18 protein-coding genes are annotated in these 20,287 nt (G+C 47.7%); 15 read left to right on the top strand and 3 right to left on the bottom strand.

What is annotated here, in order from left to right; translation table 11 throughout:
- Positions 1–61: 61 nt before the first annotated feature.
- The gene (locus C3B52_RS05555) at positions 62–1,105 is read right to left on the bottom strand and encodes a DUF4855 domain-containing protein (RefSeq protein ID WP_103105095.1); all 1,044 of its coding nucleotides are present in this window, start codon (positions 1,103–1,105) and stop codon (positions 62–64) included.
- A gap of 218 nt (positions 1,106–1,323) precedes the next feature.
- Between C3B52_RS05555 and C3B52_RS05550 the strand changes: the two genes are divergently transcribed.
- From C3B52_RS05550 to cdaS, 13 genes are all read left to right on the top strand, one after another.
- Positions 1,324–2,205 (top strand): YitT family protein, encoded by an 882-nt coding sequence (locus C3B52_RS05550; RefSeq protein ID WP_103105094.1) that lies wholly within the window; start codon positions 1,324–1,326, stop codon positions 2,203–2,205.
- Positions 2,206–2,367: 162 nt separating this feature from the next.
- Positions 2,368–3,165, top strand: a complete 798-nt coding sequence (locus tag C3B52_RS05545) for an IclR family transcriptional regulator (protein ID WP_103105093.1) — start codon at positions 2,368–2,370, stop codon at positions 3,163–3,165.
- Positions 3,152–4,120 (top strand): ABC transporter ATP-binding protein, encoded by a 969-nt coding sequence (locus C3B52_RS05540; protein ID WP_103105092.1) that lies wholly within the window; start codon positions 3,152–3,154, stop codon positions 4,118–4,120. Before C3B52_RS05545 ends, C3B52_RS05540 begins: the two co-directional genes overlap by 14 nt.
- 38 nt (positions 4,121–4,158) lie before the next feature.
- A complete protein-coding gene (locus tag C3B52_RS05535; RefSeq protein WP_103105091.1) occupies positions 4,159–5,145 on the top strand; it encodes an ABC transporter ATP-binding protein in 987 nt (328 codons plus the stop codon).
- Between the two features lie 64 nt (positions 5,146–5,209).
- On the top strand, positions 5,210–6,793 hold the full coding sequence (locus C3B52_RS05530; RefSeq protein WP_103105090.1) for an ABC transporter substrate-binding protein: 1,584 nt from the start codon (positions 5,210–5,212) through the stop codon (positions 6,791–6,793).
- Positions 6,794–6,863: 70 nt separating this feature from the next.
- Positions 6,864–7,799 carry a nickel ABC transporter permease gene (gene nikB, locus C3B52_RS05525; protein ID WP_103105089.1) on the top strand — a complete coding sequence of 312 codons (936 nt, stop codon included), beginning with the start codon at positions 6,864–6,866 and terminating at the stop codon, positions 7,797–7,799.
- Positions 7,796–8,707 carry an ABC transporter permease gene (locus tag C3B52_RS05520; RefSeq protein ID WP_103105088.1) on the top strand — a complete coding sequence of 304 codons (912 nt, stop codon included), beginning with the start codon at positions 7,796–7,798 and terminating at the stop codon, positions 8,705–8,707. Before nikB ends, C3B52_RS05520 begins: the two co-directional genes overlap by 4 nt.
- Before the next feature lie 12 nt (positions 8,708–8,719).
- Complete coding sequence (locus tag C3B52_RS05515; protein ID WP_103105087.1) at positions 8,720–11,896, top strand: M14 family metallopeptidase; 3,177 nt, start codon at positions 8,720–8,722, stop codon at positions 11,894–11,896.
- The gene (gene pcp / locus C3B52_RS05510) at positions 11,893–12,540 is read left to right on the top strand and encodes a pyroglutamyl-peptidase I (protein WP_103105086.1); all 648 of its coding nucleotides are present in this window, start codon (positions 11,893–11,895) and stop codon (positions 12,538–12,540) included. Before C3B52_RS05515 ends, pcp begins: the two co-directional genes overlap by 4 nt.
- Before the next feature lie 65 nt (positions 12,541–12,605).
- Positions 12,606–13,334: a 5-oxoprolinase subunit PxpB gene (gene pxpB, locus C3B52_RS05505; protein ID WP_103105472.1), complete on the top strand. Its 729-nt coding sequence runs from the start codon at positions 12,606–12,608 to the stop codon at positions 13,332–13,334.
- Complete coding sequence (locus C3B52_RS05500; protein ID WP_103105085.1) at positions 13,331–14,347, top strand: biotin-dependent carboxyltransferase family protein; 1,017 nt, start codon at positions 13,331–13,333, stop codon at positions 14,345–14,347. Before pxpB ends, C3B52_RS05500 begins: the two co-directional genes overlap by 4 nt.
- Positions 14,344–15,105 carry a LamB/YcsF family protein gene (locus C3B52_RS05495; protein ID WP_103105084.1) on the top strand — a complete coding sequence of 254 codons (762 nt, stop codon included), beginning with the start codon at positions 14,344–14,346 and terminating at the stop codon, positions 15,103–15,105. Before C3B52_RS05500 ends, C3B52_RS05495 begins: the two co-directional genes overlap by 4 nt.
- A 112-nt stretch (positions 15,106–15,217) precedes the next feature.
- Complete coding sequence (gene cdaS / locus C3B52_RS05490) at positions 15,218–15,829, top strand: sporulation-specific diadenylate cyclase CdaS (protein ID WP_103105083.1); 612 nt, start codon at positions 15,218–15,220, stop codon at positions 15,827–15,829.
- An 83-nt stretch (positions 15,830–15,912) separates the two neighbouring features.
- On the opposite strand, the gene C3B52_RS05485 is transcribed toward cdaS, so the two are convergent.
- A complete protein-coding gene (locus C3B52_RS05485; RefSeq protein WP_103105082.1) occupies positions 15,913–17,139 on the bottom strand; it encodes an aminopeptidase in 1,227 nt (408 codons plus the stop codon).
- A gap of 150 nt (positions 17,140–17,289) precedes the next feature.
- A complete protein-coding gene (locus C3B52_RS05480; protein WP_103105081.1) occupies positions 17,290–17,706 on the bottom strand; it encodes a hypothetical protein in 417 nt (138 codons plus the stop codon).
- A 167-nt stretch (positions 17,707–17,873) separates the two neighbouring features.
- Between C3B52_RS05480 and pepF the strand changes: the two genes are divergently transcribed.
- Positions 17,874–19,673, top strand: coding sequence for an oligoendopeptidase F (gene pepF, locus C3B52_RS05475; protein WP_103105080.1), 1,800 nt, complete (start codon positions 17,874–17,876; stop codon positions 19,671–19,673).
- Positions 19,674–19,784: 111 nt separating this feature from the next.
- Positions 19,785–20,123 (top strand): MGMT family protein, encoded by a 339-nt coding sequence (locus C3B52_RS05470; RefSeq protein ID WP_103105079.1) that lies wholly within the window; start codon positions 19,785–19,787, stop codon positions 20,121–20,123.
- The last annotated feature ends 164 nt before the right edge of the window (positions 20,124–20,287 follow it).

Raw genomic sequence — 20,287 nt, 5'->3', positions numbered from 1 at the left:
GAACGAATTGTCATCCCTCCATTATAACCCAAAAATCGGTGAATGGAAAAAGGAAGAGAATCTATAGCTCTGCGACTCCGTTAATAAAACGATAAATTTCATCGTAAAGCGGATCATTTGCTTGATAAAGGCTGACTACGGCTTGCTTACGACCGTTTTTGCCAAAAAACCAGCCACCTGTATACCACGCGATAGGGGCTTCATACATGTACGGGGAAAAGGAGCGTCCCTGTAAATCAGAACCACCTGTTTCTCCTGCTTGCAAATAGGCGCGGAGACGCTCGCGTTTGGCTTTGTCGTACGTTACGCCTAAATCAAACTCGATTTCCACCCCCATCCCATACGCATAGGCATCCGCGGCAGCATCCTCTAAGCTTTTTTGCGGGTTGAAATACGTATTTGGCTGGAGAAAGGCGAGATCAAAGCCGAGAGTCTCCCATTCATTCCAGCCATTCGCCTTTTGGTACGGAATCCAGATCGAACGCAATCTGTGGCCATTAAGTTTGCAAGCATGGATTTCTTGATTGACGTTCTGAATGACGAGACGGTCGTCATTTTCCGGACCGCGAAAATATAAGCTTTCTTGCAGCCAATAAAAGCCCTGCAGCTTTAGGCAATCGTCCCAAGACTGACACGACCATCTATCGAGGAATAAGCACATCCAGTCTGTCACAGCTTGTACACGGAGTCTGTCAGTCGGAAAAATTTGTGGATTTGGGTAAGGAAGCGCGATCCAGACGTTGATCCGGCAAAGGGGTGAACAGCGAACCGCCTGACAGAGGGCATCGAGATTGCGGTCACAAAGAAACAGCTCATTCATATAGCGCAGCCATTCGTTCCAGTTCGCTGGCTTTTTTTCATCTCGTGTCAATATTCTGCCTTCCCCGTTGTCATTCAGAATCCCTAAAGCGAGAAAGAGAAAATCAGTAAACATGGTCCCATCCGGGCAGCCAGTGCTCCGATCGGTATGTGTCAGGAGGGGGAGGAAATCACCTGGCTCCCAAAATTGATAGTGAGGCGTACCGTCTGTACCGATACTGTAGCCAGTGTACGCTAGAAATAGTTGATCAATCTGCCCTTTTCCAAGCGATGGATACGGAGACATCAGGCACCATCTCTTTTCTTTTTAAAATGACAGGCGAGGTACCACTTACACGTATGTATGCAGGAAATCGGACAGAAAAGACGTCTATGGCAAAGAATGACTAAATTTTTTGGAGAGGAAGGTGTACACAAAACCAGTATGTTCGCTGGTTGGCTATTTTTTTTGCTTAAGCGGGGAATGATGTAGCAGAAAACAATAAATGGGTAAGGATGGTTTTTATGGAAGGAAAGGTCTTGCCAGGCCCCCGTAAGCGAACGAAAAAACGAAAGATCTTCATGCGCACCCTGGCCATTATGATCGGAGCGGTGCTGGTCGCAGTCGGACTCGAAATCTTCTTGGTCCCCAATAACATCATTGATGGTGGAGTGACCGGATTATCCATTATGATGTCTCATCTGACTGGACTCAAGCTGGGATTATTCCTATTTATTTTAAACCTGCCTTTTTTAATTATCGGCTACAAGCAAATCGGCAATACCTTTGCCATCTCGACTTTGTTTGGGGTAGCGGTGATGTCAGTTGGAACCGCACTGCTGCACGACGTTCCGAGCTTGACAGAGGACCTGCTGTTATCTGCTGTTTTCGGAGGGATCATTGTCGGTATAGGAGTAGGCTTGGTCATTCGAGCGGGGGGCTCGCTAGACGGAACGGAAATCGTCGCAATTCTGCTGACGAAGAAGAGCCCTTTTTCTGTAGGCGAAGTAGTTATGTTTTTTAACCTGTTTATTTTAGGGAGCGCCGGTTTTATTTTTGGTTGGGATCGAGCGATGTACTCTTTGATTGCCTACTATATCGCCTACAAGATGATTGATCTGACCATGGTTGGACTGGAGCAATCAAGATCTGTCTATATTATCAGCGAGCAGCCGGACGAGATCGGCGACGCCCTTGCAGAACAGTTGGGAAGGGGAATCACGTATTTGAGTGGAGAAGGGGGCTATTCGGGTGAAGCGAAAAAAATCATTTTTTGTGTCATTACCCGTTTGGAGGAAGCCAAGCTCAAATCAATCGTAGAGGAGATCGATTCCTCTGCCTTTCTAGCGATTGGGCATATTCACGATGTTTCTGGAGGACGCTTCAAGAAAAAGAACATTCATTAGCGAAAATGGATACAAAGAACCCCTGTCAAGCAGGTATAACGAACTGCTTGACAGGGGTTTTAAAAATATATTGACCGTATAAACAGAATATTTTAAAATGACAGCATACCAAAATACAAAATATGGTTCCGTATTTTGGGACGGAAAAGCGGTGATAAAAACATGGAGAAAACAACAGCAAATCGTAGTGTCCTCAAAACGCTTGATTTTTTGGAATATTTCATTCAGAACAACGAGTTGAGCTTAACTGAATTGGTTGAATTATCGGGCATGCCAAAAAGTACGGTGTTTCGGATTCTTCAAACCCTTGAAATGCGTGGGTTTGTCTCCAAAACAACGACACATAATCCGCCGCGTTATCAGCTGGGCTTAAAGCTGCTCGAATTCGGAAACATCGTGGCACAGCGCCTGGAGATCAGGAAGATCGCTCTGCCGTATATGCTGCAATTGCGAGATCGCGTAGATGAAGCGGTCAACCTGATTATTCGCGACCAGGACGAGGGCGTTTACATTGAAAAGGTAGATACACGTCAATATGTTCGGGTGTATACGCAGGTAGGACGAAAGTCACCACTTTACGCTGGAGCATGTCCGCGAATTCTCCTGTCCTATTTGCCAGATGAAGAAATCGAAGAACTGCTGAATCGCGTTGAGCTGCAAAAAATCGCTCCGGATACCAATACGGACAAAGGGCTGCTTTGGAAATGGATTCACGACGCACGTGAAAGCGGATACACCGTGAGCTACGGAGAATTAGAGCCGGATTCCGCTGCGATTGCCGTGCCAATCCGAGACTTTACTGGACAAGTAATCGCGGGACTCAGCCTCGCTGGAGCTACCTCTCGTTTCCAACAAGATCGATTGGATTATTTGGTCAAAGAAACAAAAGAAATTGCCAAAGAAATCATGAGCAAGCTAGGGTATGTCGAGCAAAGGGGGGAATTTGATGCTGGAAATTAAGAATCTTCAAACGAAATTTCGCACCGACAATGGCGAGATTACCGTTCTGGATGGGGTGAGCTTTCAAATCAACAAGGGCGAAACCATCGGAGTAGTAGGGGAGTCGGGATGCGGTAAGAGCGTCACTTCCCTCTCCATCATGGGATTACTGCCACGAACGGCACAAATTACTCGCGGAGAAATTTTGTACAAGGGTGAAAACCTGGTTGGCTATTCCAAAGATCAGATGAGGAAGGTCAGAGGAAAAGAAATTGCGATGATCTTTCAGGAGCCGATGACTTCACTGAATCCGGTGTATACGATCGGCGCGCAAATCATGGAGCTGGTCTTGAATCATACGGCTATGAACAAGAAGCAAGCTAAAGAACATGCAATCCAGATGCTAAAGCTGGTTGGGATTCCCCGTGCTGAAGAAATTGTCGACGAGTATCCGCATCAGCTATCAGGTGGGATGAGACAGCGTGTGATGATCGCGATGGCAATGTCCTGTAGTCCTTCGCTTTTGGTCGCCGATGAACCTACAACCGCTTTGGACGTAACGATCCAGGCGCAGATTCTCGATCTGATGCGAGAGTTGCAACAAAAAAGCGATATGACGATCATGCTCATCACCCACGATCTGGGCGTCGTTGCTGAAATGTGTGATCGCGTAGTGGTTATGTATGCAGGACAGGTTGTAGAAGAAGCAGAGGTAGAAAAGCTGTTTGAAACGCCAAAGCATCCATACACGGTTGGCCTGCTAGGCTCCATCCCTGACATGGATGTAGAACAAGAGTACCTTTTCACAATCGGTGGAACCGTACCAAGTCCGGGTCAAATGCCAGTGGGCTGTCGCTTCGCTGAAAGATGCAACAAGGCTTACGACAAATGCACCGCGCAGGCACCACCATTGTTTGATTTACCTGATGGGACAAAAAGCAGGTGCTGGCTACATGAGTCCACGGCAAACGAATAGACGAAGCAACGATGATGGAGAAAAGGGGTTGAAAAGAAGTGGACAAGTCTGAATCGAAACCCTTGCTGGAAGTGAAAGGCTTAAAAAAGTACTTCCCAATTCGCAGTGGATTGTTAAAGAAAGTAACGAATCATGTGAAAGCAGTCGACGACATTTCCTTCTCGGTAGAAAAAGGTGAAACATTAGGGATTGTCGGAGAATCGGGATGTGGGAAATCGACGACGGGCAGGGCAATCCTGCGTCTGATTGAGCCCAGCGGAGGGGATGTCATTTTTCAGGGAGAGAATTTGGCCAAGCTTAGCCCCTACGAGATGCGAATGAAGCGCAAGGACCTGCAAATCATTTTTCAGGACCCTTTTGCTTCCCTGAACCCGCGTATGACAGTCGGAGACATCATTGAAGAGCCGATGATTATCTACAATCTGTATCCGACACCAAAGGAACGTAAACAGAAAGTCGCGGAATTGATGCAGGTCGTAGGGCTGAAGCCGGAAAATGCAGAGCGCTTTCCACATGAGTTCAGTGGAGGTCAGCGCCAACGGATCGGTATCGCACGCGCCCTCTCTCTTAATCCCAAGCTGATCGTGGCGGATGAGCCTGTATCTGCACTGGATGTATCGATCCAATCACAGGTGTTGAATCTGATGAGAGATTTACAGAAGCAATACGGACTTACATACATATTCATTTCTCACAACTTGAGTGTCGTCAAGCATTTTTGCGATCGTATCGGTGTGATGTATTTAGGCCGTATGGTTGAGCTGGCGCCGAAAAATGCACTATACGAGGAGCCGCTGCACCCGTATACACGCTCCTTGCTCTCGGCGGTTCCGATTGCCAAGCCGAAAATGAAGCGTGAACGAATCATTTTGACGGGTGATGTGCCAAGCCCGGCCAACCCGCCTAGCGGTTGTACGTTCCATACGCGCTGTCCAGATTGTATGGAGATTTGCAAAACAGAAAAACCCCAGTTTCATTCCATGGGGGATGGGAGATATGTCGCTTGTCATTTGTACAATCCATAGGTACGAATGACGGCTGCCATATAAATGAAAGCATGCATATCAGAACAAACAAGGGGGATTTGAATTGAAAAAGTTAGGTATCACAGCGTGCTCAGCTTTGCTGGTGCTCGCAGCCGCACTTGGCGGATGTGCTAGCAAGCCAGCGGACTCTGGCACCCAAGCGAACCCACAACCAAAAGCAGAAACCGCAGCACCTGCCGCTGGGAAAAACGAACTGACACTTGGTGTTAACGGCGACCCGCATTCCTGGGACCCAATCGATACGTTCCTGCTCGACTGGAGTACAGTAGCAACATCTGTATTCGAGGGCTTGGTAGAACGCTCGACAGATCTGAAGCTCCAGCCAGGACTTGCAGAATCTTGGGAATTTAAAGACGATAAAACACTCCAATTCAAGCTTCGTCAGGGTGTTAAGTTCCACAATGGCGAGCCTTTCAATGCCGAAGCTGTAAAATTTACGTTTGATCGCTTACTTGGAGAAGAAGGCAAAAAAGGACCTCAGCAAGCAAACTACGCTTCGATTGACCATGTTGAAGTCGTAGACGAATTTACCGTAAACATGATCCTGAAGGAAAAGGACCCTGTACTGATTACGAAGCTGGCGGGTTATGGCGGTGTGATCGTTCCTCCGCAATACTTTAAGGAAAAAGGGGACGAGTACTTCAATACTCATCCAGTAGGTACTGGCCCTTTCAAAATGGAAAGCTATGAAAAAGATAATAAAGTGGTACTCGTGAAAAACGAGAACTACTGGAAGCAAGGCCTGCCTAAGCTGGACAAAGTAACCTTCCGCTTCATTCCGGAAGCAACTACACGTCTTGCTGAAATGCAAACCGGTGCGATTGACGTAATGAAAAAGGTAGAGATCAGCCAAACCGATTCCATCAAAGGCATGTCTGATCTGGAGCTGATGCAAGTAGGCTCTCCAACTGTTTATGCTCTGCGCTTCGATACAACCAAGAAGCCTGTTGACAATGTAAAAGTACGTGAAGCGATTGCCTATGCGATTGATGCTGATCTGATCATCGACACATTGCTCGGCGGTTACGGTAAGCGTGTGAACTCATTCCAAAGCGAAATGTCTTTCGGTCATGATCCTAGCCTCCCATTGCGTCAGTACGATCCAGAAAAAGCAAAGCAATTGCTTGCTGAAGCGGGTGTGAAGGAAGGAACTGAGCTGGAGCTCTTCCTGCCAGGTACAGATGCAACCTTTAAAGAAGTGGCACAAGCAGTTGAGCTTCAATTGGGTCAAGTCGGTTTGAAAGTGAAACTGAATCTGGTTGATTCCTCCACATTTACTTCCGATCTGATTCCAAACGGAAAAGCTGGTCATATGTACCGTAACGGTTGGGGTGGCTGGACGCTTGACTTTGACAACACCGCATACCTGATGTATCACAAGGGAGAGTTCTGGAATCCTGATTTCTATGATGAAAAAGTAGAAGAATTGCTGGCAGCTGAACGCTCCACCTTCGATCAAGACAAACGTCTCGAAGCTTTCAAAGAGCTGAACAAACGTCTGTATGAGCTGGTACCAGAAGTACCGCTCTATCAAACAATCAACCTGTGGGCTGTTAACAAACGCGTAAAAGGATTCCAGCCTCCAGCAGATGAGCGCATCGATCTGCGTGAGGTATCGGTAGAATAGGAAACAGATTGAACAGGGGAGTAGAAGAAGTCTCTTCTATTCCCCTCATTTATGAAAAAGGAGGAGCGGGATGACAACCTTTTTGATTCGACGCTTGTTACATAGTATTTTTGTCGTTCTTGCTATCACCCTTGTTATTTTTGTACTCGTTCGTTTGACAGGTGATCCGGTTTCGATCATGTTCCAGGCAGGCGAACCTACAAAAGAAGCCATAGCGGAATTGCGTAAAAACCTTGGCTTGGATGAGCCCGTGTATGTTCAGTTCGTTCTTTATTTGAAAGACATGTTTACTGGGAATTTGGGTACCTCGTTTCGTACAGGTGAAAGTGTAATTGGAATGATGCAAGAGAAGATGGGGGCAACACTGTTGCTCGCATTTGGCGGGATGTTCGTCGCCCTCTTGATTGCGATTCCTGTCGGGATTATTTCCGCCGTTCGCCGAGGAAGCGTAGCCGACTTTTTCGGTCGTATCTTCTCCTTGCTCGGCATTTCCTTCCCGAACTTTTGGCTTGGGATCATGCTGATCATTATTTTCGCAGTTAAGCTACGCTGGTTCCCGGCTTCTGGTTATCAAGGTCTGGAATATCTCGTACTGCCGTCTGTGGCGCTCGGACTTATTTTGTCAGGTATCCTGGCACGCCTCGTGCGCTCTTCGATGCTTGAGGTATTGAATCAGCAATACATTAATACAGCTCGTTCCAAAGGGATCAAGGAATGGATCGTGGTTATCAAGCATGGCTTGCGTAACGCATTGATTCCTACTGTCACGTTCATTGGTCTGCAGTTCGGAACGCTTCTCGGCGGTACAGTTATTATTGAACAGGTCTTTTCATGGCCAGGGATTGGTCGGATGCTGATCGATGCCATTTCCCAGCGTGATTTTCCAGTCATCCAAGGGTCGGTCATCATCTTGTCCTTCTTGATGATTTTCGTGAACCTGCTGGTTGACATCAGTTATGGCTTTATTGATCCACGTATTAGGCAGGGGGGAGGAAAAAGCGAATGACAACGGCTGCAGTTACTAACAATCAGACGAATCCGCCAGTAAAAAGACGCGGAAAATGGAACAAGATGGGGAGACGCTTTGTTCGTAATCCGTGGGCAATGACAGGGATGTTTTTGCTCCTGATCGCAGTGTTATCAGCTCTTTTTGCACCAGTACTAGCGCCGACTACACCTGACAAGGCTGATTTGCGAGCGCGATTGACAGCCCCATCCTGGATGGATGATACGGGGAAATCAGAGCATATACTCGGAACCGATCAGGTCGGCCGTGATTTGCTTAGTCGGATTATTTATGGAGCACGCGTGTCACTGCTCGTAGGTGTCGTGTCTGTATTAATTTCCATGGTCATCGGTGTCATTTTGGGCCTAATTGCCGGTTTTTATGGGCGATGGGTTGATGATCTCTTGATGCGTTTGGCAGATGTTCAGCTTGCTTTTCCTTTTATTCTGTTTGCGATCATTGTCATGACGGTTTTTGGGGCGGGATTATGGAAGCTCATTCTCGTATTGGGGATTAGTAACTGGGTTGGATTCGCCCGATTGGTTCGAGGTCAGGTTATGAGCGTAAAAGAAATGGAGTATGTACAGGCAGCCAAAGCGATTGGTGCTACGAATTTACGTATCATCAGAAAGCATGTTCTCCCGAATGTTCTATCATCCATCATCGTATTGGCTACGTTAAATGTTGCGGTAAACATTTTGCTGGAGGCGTCCTTGACATTCATTGGTCTTGGTGTGGACCCTTCCATCCCTACCTGGGGCGGTATGCTTGCAGATGGTCGTAACTATTTAGAAACAGCCTGGTGGGTAGCTACTTTCCCAGGTATTGCGATTATGCTGACCGTATTTGGCATTAATTTGCTCGGCGACTGGCTGCGTGACGAGCTTGATCCTAATTTGCGTGTGTAAGGAGGCAGACTGGTGAGAGGACTACGTGACATCTTTACGACTGCAGGTTTGGTGGGCGATCAAAATCATGATGGAATTGCTGATTGCCTGTCTGTTTCGTTTTTTCAGCAAACAGGGATCGCGGTAGAAGGGTTGATTGACTTTTGCGCGCGGTTGGGATTGGAAACCAGTGAGCTGGATTTACCCGTAATTCGCGAAGTGGATACTCCTGGTGAGGCACAAGCAACAAAAGACGGGGATTGGGTGTGCACTGTTTTTATCGATTCAGCCAATGAAACGGATGAGGCAGCCTGTCGTATACAGCCGGATCATAAGCGGCTAGAATTTCTTGGTGGAAGCGAGTCGAGCATTAGCCAGATGATGCGCTGGATGGCATCAAGCTGGCCAGCTGGGGTAATTAGCAGTTCAACGGATCATGACATTCAAGCAATCAAATACCGTGCTGGCATGATCGAGCTTTATACGATGGCAGACAGTTCTCCAGTTGATCAGATCGTGGTTGCTCTTGTGAATGAGGCGACGAATGGCGCAAAGACATCAGTAGATCGTCCGGTGCCTCTCGATAGTCTTGGAGAGCTTTGGACGACTGCCGGGTTTTATCAAGCAGGCCGCATCGATGTTACAAGTCAAACCGATGTTTTCTTTACTGGAATTATCTCATGCGCATCTATTACAGCTGCTGCTCGTTTCGCTGCTCGCATTGGCCTGGCATCGACTGGGCTTCGTTTTCCCCTGACAGGTGAACAAGAACGCGTGGCAGAACTGACTTTTGCAGTAAACATCGAACCAAACAAGTCAAACACGCAGGCCGAGGTAGTTATTGTAGCTGATGAGCAAGAAGCTACAGCCAGAGTGATTCGTATCACTGGTGGAGAAGGTGCCGTAATTTCTGCACTTGATTACTTCGCGAGTGCGACCCCGCATCAAACCGGCGGCACCTATGGCAAGTGGGAGAATGCGGCAAGCGAGAACATTCAGCAGGACTTTCCGCTTTTTGTAGAGAAAACATGGAGTGACCCGGGTGAAAGAAGCGAAATGGAGCAGTTGTTTCAGGAAAAGGTAGAGACGCTCGTTCAGCAGCTGAAAGAGGGCAAGCAAGTATCGGCTCCTCTGGTAATCACCGCCTTTATGTCTGAACCGGTAGAGATACGACGGGCGCTGGAACGAAGCTGGGGTCATACCATCTCCCGGTTGCTCCCGCAAATGGAACACCATGTACATATACATTCAGCATTTAAGCCAGGCTTGTGCTGGGTAAAGGAAACGATCATTCCAAGCTTACAGCGTTCAGGAAAGCGAGTGGAACGAGTAGCAATCTCGTTTCAACGGGAGTCGCGTAAAGATGGAATGGAGCTATCGCATCGTTGGCTACAGGAGCTTTATCCCGTAGACCAGCTGCTTGCCAGGGAGCTAGGAATTTCTTTGTCCCAAACTTCATTCGTGATGGATGAACGGTTGCAGACGACCTATCAGGTAGAGGTGTATGGAAAAAATCAGAACCTGCTGGGAACATGGCAATTGGATGTTCCTGTAGCATCAGTTCCGTATGCTGATCAGGTGAAACTTGCCTATCCGACGACATCTGGTCTGACCATTAACGACGGTCTGGCGGTCAACCACTATATAGTTCCTACTGATCGGGAAAGATTTTGGCAGTATTATACGCAGCAATTTTTACCGGAGCTGACAGCAGCTCTTATGCAAAAGCAACAAGGTCCATATCGAGGGGACATTCCTCTTTTTTACTCAATCGATGTTGAAGTCGCGATGAGTGAACAAGAAGAACGGCTGAATATCGATGAAGAGACGATTTCATCTTTAGAAGCATTGCACGAGGATATTTATTTTTACACGCTTGACTACTATGCCTATCTAGGTGAAAAAGAAACGGGAGTGGCATGGAACTCACCGGGGGCGGTACGTCCGTATGTCCGGGTGGAAACAGGGATCACGCCCCATGCAACCATTCGCGTAAAAGAATATAGCGAGAAGCAAGCGCTCACTATTGCCACCACACATCTGTACTTTGATGATCAGCAAACAGAGCCAGTGCGTGCAGGTTTATTGTTGAGAAATGATTCGACGAGCACGGTCGAGGAGTGGGACTACGCACCTGCTGGGCCAAAGGAAGACCCTATGATTGATGAGTGGGCTGAGCTCGCTGCACATCCGTCTGTCCATATTTGGGAAGTCGAAAAATCGTTTGAAGGTCGATCAATCTACACGGTGGAGGTTACGACCCCTCGTGTTTCCAGTTATGTATCGACTCACAAGCTGTCTCTATACAAGCCGACTGTGCTGATCGAAGCGGGGCATCATCCGAACGAAGTGTCCAGTATGCCCGCCATCCGAGAGCTCGTAAAAGAAATCGTAACCGAAAGAGCGGAATGGCTAACGCGCTTCAATCTCGTCGTGATTCCCTTTGCCAATCCGGATGGGATCGCCCTTCATCAGGAGCTGGTGAAAGATAACCCATATTGGAAGCATCACGCCGCCCGCTATAACGCAGTGGGTCTGGAGTATACGAATCATCGCTTTAAACCGAGTATTTTTGGTGAATCACGGGTTGTCCCGCAGCTATTTTATCGCTGGCTGCCTGATGTGATTATTGATGATCACGGAATTCCTTCTCACGAGTGGACGCAGCCTTTTGCTGGGTACAACAGTCCACCGCGATTCCCCGTATCGTATTGGGTGCCGATTTCGCTCTTTTACGGAATTGGTCGTGAGCTGGATCGAACAGCATATCCTCACCATGCACTCGCGCTTGATACGATTCAAAAGGCGACAGAGGATGGCATGAGGCAAAATCCGTATCTCTGGAACAAAAATAAGCAGTATGTGGAACGCTACGTACGATATGGTCACAGCTGGGAACCAGCAATTTTCCCGTTGCCAGATGATCAAGAGCTGCTATTTTACCGCTGGCCCACCAAACCTGATCGCTCGTCCACTTCTTTGGTCTCGCGTTTTCCAGAGTGGGTAACGCTTGATTTGATCACGGAAGCAGCCGATGAGACGGTTTGGGGTGATGCACTGCGAGACTGCATGGAAACACATAAGGTATTTAACCGGGAAGTACTCAGAAGTGTTGCGGCATGTCCACATGTAGTTTCACGTCAAGTTGAGCAAAGCAGCATTCGTATGAAGCGTTTGCGACCGATACAGATAGGGGGTAAAAAGTTATGACAAAGGTTCTTGTTACAGGATTTGACCCTTTTGGAGGAGAGCCTATAAACCCAGCTTGGGAGTCAGTCAAAGAGCTGGCTAAAATCGAATCTGATCAATACAAAGTGGAAGTCCGGCAGATTCCTACTGTTTTTAATAAATCGATCGAGCATCTGTATGCAGCAATTGAGGAGACGAAGCCAGATATCGTCTTGTGCATAGGCCAAGCAGGTGGCCGTGGTGACCTTTCTATCGAGCGCGTCGCGATCAATGTGAATGATGCTCGGATTTCCGATAATGAAGGAAACCAGCCCATCGACACCCCGATTGTGGAGCATGGCCCTGCTGCTTACTGGTCGACTCTTCCGATCAAGTCAATGGTCCATGAGCTGCAGCAACAAGGAATCCCTGCTTCTATCTCGCAGACAGCGGGCACGTATGTATGCAACCACGTTTTTTATGGCTTGATGCATTACGTAGCTGAGAATAAGGCGGCCATCCGCGGCGGGTTCATCCATATCCCGTACCTTCCAGAACAGGCAGCCAGACAGTCAGGACAACCAAGCATGGCGCTGGAAACGATTGTAAAAGGTTTGCGTGTGGCAATTGAAGCCGTGATTTCCCATGATCAAGATATGGTCGTAAGTGGCGGACAGATCAGTTGATCTTAGAGGAGTGAACCTCCTCTTTTCTTTTCTTATAAGGTAACGTGACAGAACCGATAATCGAAATGGAGGGGGAAATGTTGCCTAACCATGAATTCTCTCCTCTTGGGGATTCGGGTGTCATTGTCAAACTAGGGGACGTCATTGATCAAACGACACATGAGAAGGTCGTAACGTTTTCTGAGTACCTTCAGAAGCATCCTTTCCCCGGAATGGTAGAATTCGTACCAGGCTTTACTTCGGTAACGGTCTATTATGATCCCATCCTTCTCTCTGATCCAAGTAGTGATGTCATACCTTACGAGCGTGTCCTCGCAATTCTCAAGAAAATGGCAGAGCATCTTCCAGAAAGCTACGCGCGAGAAGCTAGGCTCGTAGAAATTCCGGTTTGCTACGGTGGCAGCTTCGGTCCGGATTTGGAAGTAGTAGCAAAGCATAACGGTATCAGTAGTGATGAGGTCATTGCCATCCATTCCTCTAGAGAGTACCTGGTCTACATGATCGGTTTTGCTCCAGGATTTCCGTATTTAGGCGGGATGGATGAGCGACTTTCTACACCACGACGGTCTTCGCCACGACTCTCTATTCCGATGGGAAGTGTAGGGATCGGGGGCTCTCAAACTGGAATTTACTCAATTGAAAGCCCCGGCGGATGGCAAATCATAGGTCGAACACCACAGTGCTTGTTTCAGCCAGATGAACACTCGCCGAGTCTTTTGCGCTCAGGTGACAAGATTCGCTTCCATCCTATTTCTGAAGAGGAATACGATGAGAGGAAGAAGGTGTCTTCGTGAGTATAGAAGTCATTTCGCCCGGACTTAGTACAACTGTGCAAGATCGTGGCAGATATGGATATCAACAGCACGGTGTCAATGTAGGTGGAGCGATGGACGATTTGGCTTTGCAAATGGCTAATCTCTTAGTCGGCAACAAGTCTACTGACGCAGTTCTTGAGATCACGATAAAAGGTCCAACCTTGCTGTTTCAAAAAGACATGGTTATAGCGATATGTGGTGGCGAGTTCAGCCCGATGATCGATGGCCAGCCTGTTTTATCGAATCGTCCCGTATGGATTAAAAGTGGGAGTGTCCTGCAGTTTGGACATGCCAAGCACGGATGCCGTGCCTATTTAGCGGTAGCAGGTGGGTTGGACGTTCCTCTAGTCATGGGGAGTCGGAGCACCAACCTGAGGGCAGGCTTTGGAGGCTTCGAGGGAAGAATGCTGAAGTCAGGTGATAAGCTTGGCCATCATGAGCAAAGTCCGTATAGTCTTTTTCTCGCTCAACACTTGAAAAATCAGGTGGGTACGTCCGCCTATTCCCATATGAATTGGTTTATTTCCGCTAATTCCTATGCTACGACTCAAGAAGCTGTTGTACGAGTGATTCGCGGAGAGCAATTTGATGATTTCACAGAGGAGAGCAGGCACAGCTTTTTTCGACAATCCTTTCAGGTTTCGCCACGTTCCGACCGGATGGGATATCGCCTAACCGGGCCGCCCCTTACTCTGACTTCTCCAAACGAGCTGATTTCAGCTGCCGTCACCTCAGGAACGATACAGGTCCCACCTGACGGACAACCGATTATTCTCATGGCGGATCGACAAACGATCGGTGGTTATCCCAAAATCGGTTACGTGGCAAGTGTAGACTTGTCAGTTGTAGCTCAATTACGGCCAGGCGAATCCGTTCGTTTTGTGGAGATCTCGCTTCGTGATGCCCAGACAGCGCTATACGAGCGAGAGATCTTGTTGAAACAGATTAAACTCGGGATGGAAATGTATGTGGGATGGAGGGTCGAACGATGAAAGCTGTAGACATTAACTGCGACATGGGAGAAAGCTTTGGTGCTTACTCGTTAGGAAATGACAAGGAAATATTGACGTATATCAGCTCGGCTAACATCGCCTGTGGCTTCCATGCAGGGGACCCTGCCACCATGAAAAAGACAGTACGAATGGCATTGGAAGCGGGCGTAGCGATCGGGGCTCATCCAGGATTTCCTGATCTGGTCGGGTTTGGACGTAGAAATATGGCGCTGTCCGCAGAGGAAGCTCATGATATCGTCGTTTACCAGATCGGAGCGCTACAGGCCTTTGTCCAAGCAGAAGGTGGAGTGATGCAGCACGTAAAACCTCATGGCGCTTTATATAATATGGCTGCCACCAGAGCACCACTTGCTGAAGCGATCGCAGAAGCTGTGTATCAGGTTAATCCCAATCTCATTCTGTTTGGACTGGCAGGCAGTGAGCTCACGAAGGCATGTGAGAAGATTGGCCTGCGTGCTGCACATGAGGTTTTTGCTGATCGGACGTATCAACAAGACGGTACACTTACACCACGCACCCAACCGAATGCCATGATTACAGACCAGGAAAAGTCATTGACGCAGGTCGTGAGGATGGTTAAAGAAGGCGTTGTGCAGTCCGAGCAAGGGATCGATGTGCCTATTTCCGCTGATACGATATGCATTCATGGAGATGGGGCTCATGCACTCGAATTCGCCCAGCATATTCGACAGGCACTTACCGCCGCGCAAATTTCGGTAAAGGCTTTTCATGCTTAGGGGCAGGTGTATCGATTTTCAGGTGCTGTAAGCCGGATGCTTTTGTCAGTAGATGGGAACACTCAACCATAAGAGAAGGACGGAAAGACAATTTTGTGATTGAGGGGTTTCCATGGAGCATGTGAATTGTGATACATCGCTGTTGAAGCAGGAGCTGCGAGCAGAATTAGTCGCGATTTCAAAAGCAATGGAAGAAAGCATAGACGTTCTCGCTAACGAAAATGGGTGTCTTCTAGGTACCTTTGAAAAGATCAGAAGCAGATTCAGTAGACTGGAGACGGTAGCGGCATCCTTTTATTTGCAATGCTATTTAGCGCCGTATACAGACAAATACGAGGATGTTTCTGTTGCTGTCCAGCACTTGGCAGCGAAAAGACAAGGGGCTCTCATCGTTATTGAGCGCAATGACACGCTGAGCACGCTTCTGCAAGCAGGTATTCCGATTGGAGCGTGGCTCAGCCATTCTTTGCTGGAGTCAATCTTTTTTCCGGGCGGTCCTCTGCATGATGGTGCAGTGCTCGTTCGGCAAAATCAAATTATTTCCGCCGCAAACGTGCTTCCGCTGTCACAGGTCGTGGTCGGGGAAAAAAAGCTGGGTACGCGGCATCGGGCTGCGATCGGCATGAGCGAAGTGAGTGATGCTCTGATCATCGTAGTCTCTGAGGAGACAGGGAAAGCATCCTTTGCGCTTCAGGGGCATCTATATCCGATCATTACGCAATAGCTCAGGGATGTAGCTTCGTCGCGCTAATTTTGTATCGTACAGAAAAAAGGAGAGGCGGTCACCTCTCCTTTTTCGCCATGAATTTAAGCCCAATTGCCTTTGCGGAAAATAGGCTCCCGATTTCCGTCAGCCGTTTCCCCGTCGATATCCATCTCAGCCGAGCCGATCATGAAATCCACATGCGTCATGCTCGTATTGATTCCGTATTGCTCTATCTCTTCTTTGGTCATGTTTGCTCCATTTTCGATATTGACGGAGTAAGCATTTCCAATAGCGAGATGGTTAGAGGCATTCTCATCAAACAATGTATTGTAAAAAATAATATTCGATTGGGAAATAGGCGAGAGATGAGGGACTAACGCTACTTCACCCAAGTAATGTGAGCCTTCGTCTGTTTCAATCAATTGCTTGAGCGATGCTTCTCCTTTTTCCGCTGTTGCTTCTACGATTCTGCCATCTTTAAAGGTCAGCGTGAAATTTTCAATGAGATTGCCGTGATAGCTAAGCGGCTTTGTGCTGGTTACCTTGCCGTTTACTCCTGTTTTCAGAGGAGCAGTAAATACTTCCTCCGTCGGCATGTTTGCCATAAAGAAAACACCCTTTTCGTTATGGCCACCGCCGCCAATCCAGATGTGTTTGGGAGGCAGCTCGATCGTTAGCTCAGTTCCTGGAGCTGTGTAATGCAAGTATCGATATTGCTTTGCATTTAGCAAATCGACCTTACTGTTCAGCGCCGCATGATGATCATGCCATGCTTGTACTGGATCATTCATGTCAGCACGGGTTGCCCGGAAGATGGCTTCCCACAGCGCAGCTTCCTGCTCCTCAGCAGGGAGGTTAGGGAAGACCATGGCAGCCCATTGTGGAGAAGGCACGGCGAGGACGCACCAGCTCACTTTATCGGACATGGTGTAATTGCGAAACGCATGTAGGGCTTGACCCGCAGCTTTATTAGAGGCAGAGATTCGATCTAGCTTTACTCCCTTTAATAGATCAGGGTTAGACGCTGTTACGTACAAAAAGGCTGCGCCGTTCTCAGCCATTTCCTCCAACCCTTTTGCCTTCCACAGTGGGTATTCTGAAAAGGCTTCGTCTGGAGCGAGATCAAATTTCAAGCGTGTCAATTCATCATCTGACCACTCCATAATGACATGCTTTGCTCCTGCTTCATATGCCTTTTTTGCAACCTTCCGGACAAAAGGGGCAGTAGAAATAGGAGCCGTGATGACGAGTGTTTGCATCGGTTGTACGTTTACCCCTATTTTGACGGCGAGCTCTGCATAACGTTCAAAATTAGTATCAAAAGACATGGTGAAAACCTCCTCTTCCATTACAAAGCGAGCATTCTGTTCTATTATACCTATTTGTCTGGAAATACTTGCTACTTATTTTCTCATTTCCTAGGAAAGCGCAGAAACAGACAGATCCCATGCGATTTCGAGCTAATTTACCTTGATGAGTTAAAAGTGAATGTTTTTTGGTCGAACCGTGTTGGTTTCAATCAGTTCCTCATTCTCACCCAGAGGAATACGTACCAGCAGCTCATGCTGTATCGAAAAGTAGTAGAGAATAATGAGATCTTTTTCTGGATGCTTCTTGGACTTGGAGGCGACTTTTACTAAATAGGCTCCAAGAGGTTTGCCATCCTGATAAATAGTAGAGGGGATAGGAAGTGACACCAGAGTAACAGGATAACCAATTTCTTGGGCATCCTCTCTTGCGATTTCATGTATTTGAATCAGCTTATCAACTGTGTCCGTATCAAGCTCCAAAGCTTCTGCTGATGGAATCGAGTAAGCTTCCTGAGTGGATGAACATGCAGACAACAAGGAGCATGATAAGACGATTTTGAATATTGCATTGTTTGATTTCATCATATGGAGCTCCTCCTACGTAAGATAGTAGCAATAGGTGAGTGCTTCATCCAATATTTTACATTATAATAAGTATACTTTTATTTTTAAGAATTAGAGGAAAATTCGAAAGAGAATCAAACTTTAATAATAGAAAACATTTTATTGAACCATCGAGGGAGGCATAAACCGTGAAAACAAGACAGACGCGTGACCAAGTCGATGTATCGCTTACGTGGAATTTGGATGATCTGTTCGAAAGTCAAGAAGCGTGGGAAACTGAACTATCTGATATTGTGAGTCAACTGCCGGTTGTTACTGCGTTTCAAGGTCAATTACATACGAGTGCTGAAACACTGCTTGCTTGCTTCGAGGCAAGAGAAGCTATTACGATCCGGGCACAGCTTGTGGCGTCCTACGCAAGCCTGCGATCCTCTGAAGACGGAACGAACCCACAAAATCAGGCGAATTCTGCGCGAGTAGGGGATATGGTTTCTCATCTAAACGCATCGCTTTCTTTTATCCCTTCGGAGATATTAGCATTGCCAGAAGGAGAAATTGAAAAATTCCTGCAGGAAGAGCCTGGCTTGGAGCCTTTCCGCAAACACCTGTCTGACCTTTTAGAAACGAAGCCGCATCGTCTCTCAGCGGATACGGAAGCAGCTTTGGCAGCATTGGGCGAAGTGTTTGCAGCCCCTTACACCATCTATCAGCGTGGAAAGCTTTCGGATATGTCCTTTGAATCCGTGACAGACAGTAATGGAGTAGAGAATCCGGTCTCGTTTGCTCTGTTTGAATCTGATTATGAAATGTCATCTGATATAAAGCTGCGCAGATCTGCCTACGAGTCGTTCTCGCGCACGCTTGCATCCTATCAGAATTCCTTTGCTTCTGTGTATGCAACAGAAGTCAAGAAACAGACGGTCATGTCCAGATTGCGTGGATATGAGTCGGTTACCGAGATGCTCCTGCACCCGCAGCAGGTGACACTGGAGATGTACCATAACATTTTGGATATTATCGGGACGGAGCTTGCACCACACATGCGTCGCTTTGCAAAGCTGAAAGCCAAAGAGCTCGGACTGGAAAAGCTCTCCTTCTGTGATTTGAAAGCGCCGCTCGATCCTGAGTTCAGTCCGCCAGTTACGATTGAAGAAGCAGGACGCACAATCAAAGCAGCTCTTGAGGTAATGGGACCTGAATATGCAGAGATCATGGAAAAAGCGCTGAATGAGCGCTGGATTGACTATGTAGACAACGTAGGCAAGTCCACAGGGGCCTTCTGCTCCACACCGTACAGCAACCATTCCTACATCTTGATTACCTGGTCGGGCAATATGCGCAGTGCGTTTACACTGGCTCACGAGCTTGGTCATTGCGGTCATTTCGCACTGGCGGGACGCAATCAGACTTTTACCAATGCACGTCCATCCCTGTATTTTATCGAGGCACCGTCGACGATCAACGAGCTTTTGCTGGCACAGCATATCATGCAGCAATCCGACGATCCTCGTTTGAAGCGCTGGGTAATTTTGCAGCTGATGAATACGTACTACCACAACTTTGTCACTCACTTGCTTGAAGGTAGAATGCAGCGTAAAGTATATGAAGCTGCGATGCAAGATGTGCCGTTGACTGCGAAGAAGCTGTGCGAATGGAAAGGCGAGGTGCTCTCCGAATTCTGGGGAGACGCAGTCGATCTCGATCCGGCAGCGAGCCTGACCTGGATGCGTCAACCGCATTACTACATGGGCTTGTATCCGTACACGTATGCAGCGGGCCTGACTGCCTCTACTGCGATGGCTGCAAGCATTCAAAAGGAAGGTCAGCCTGCCGTTGATCGTTGGCTGGAAGCACTGAAAGCAGGCGGTACAAAAACGCCTTTGGAGCTGATGCAGCTAGCAGGTGTCAACATGGCAGATCCACAACCGATTCGCGATGCTGTAGCGTATGTCGGCAGTCTGGTAGACGAATTGGAAAAACTGTTTTAAACTAACGCAAAAGACGATGATTTGAATTTGAGACGTGTGGGGGCTTGTGATGGCGAAAGCGTCACAAGCCCGCTTGCCTATCAACGAAAGGAAGAGGGGCACGAAAGGAATATGAGGCCTTTTACGGAGAGGGCGATCGCCATTATTGGCAGCATTCCCGAAGGACGCGTCATGACATACGGACAAATCGCTGCATTGGCAGGAAGCCCGCGGGGAGCGAGACAAATTGTTCGCATACTCCATTCGATGAGCAAAAAGTACAAGCTGCCTTGGCACAGAGTAATCAATGCCAAAGGCCGAATCGGACTTACGGATGATGAATCATTCACTTTGCAAAAGATGTACCTGGAAAGCGAAGGTGTGGTGGTTTCGGCGGAAGGGGAGATCGATCTTGCCAAGTTTTTGCATGAGCAGTTTCCTGCTAGCGAGAGTGATGAATCGTTTACTTAATAAAAATACCTCCACCAATCGCATGTCTGCTACGATTTGATATGCTCCCCTTCGGGTAGACAGTTGAAATAATAAAACTGTCTACCTGCAAGGAGGAGCATTTTTATGTCTCACAGAGCAAAGATTTCCGGTCCGGTAAAAATTACGGCTATTGAACAAATCCT

Source organism: Brevibacillus reuszeri, assembly GCF_002897295.1.
GTDB classification, from domain to species: domain Bacteria; phylum Bacillota; class Bacilli; order Brevibacillales; family Brevibacillaceae; genus Brevibacillus; species Brevibacillus reuszeri_A.
The sequence above is the reverse complement of the archived record's forward strand: the minus strand, read 5'-3'. Positions and strand labels throughout refer to the sequence as shown.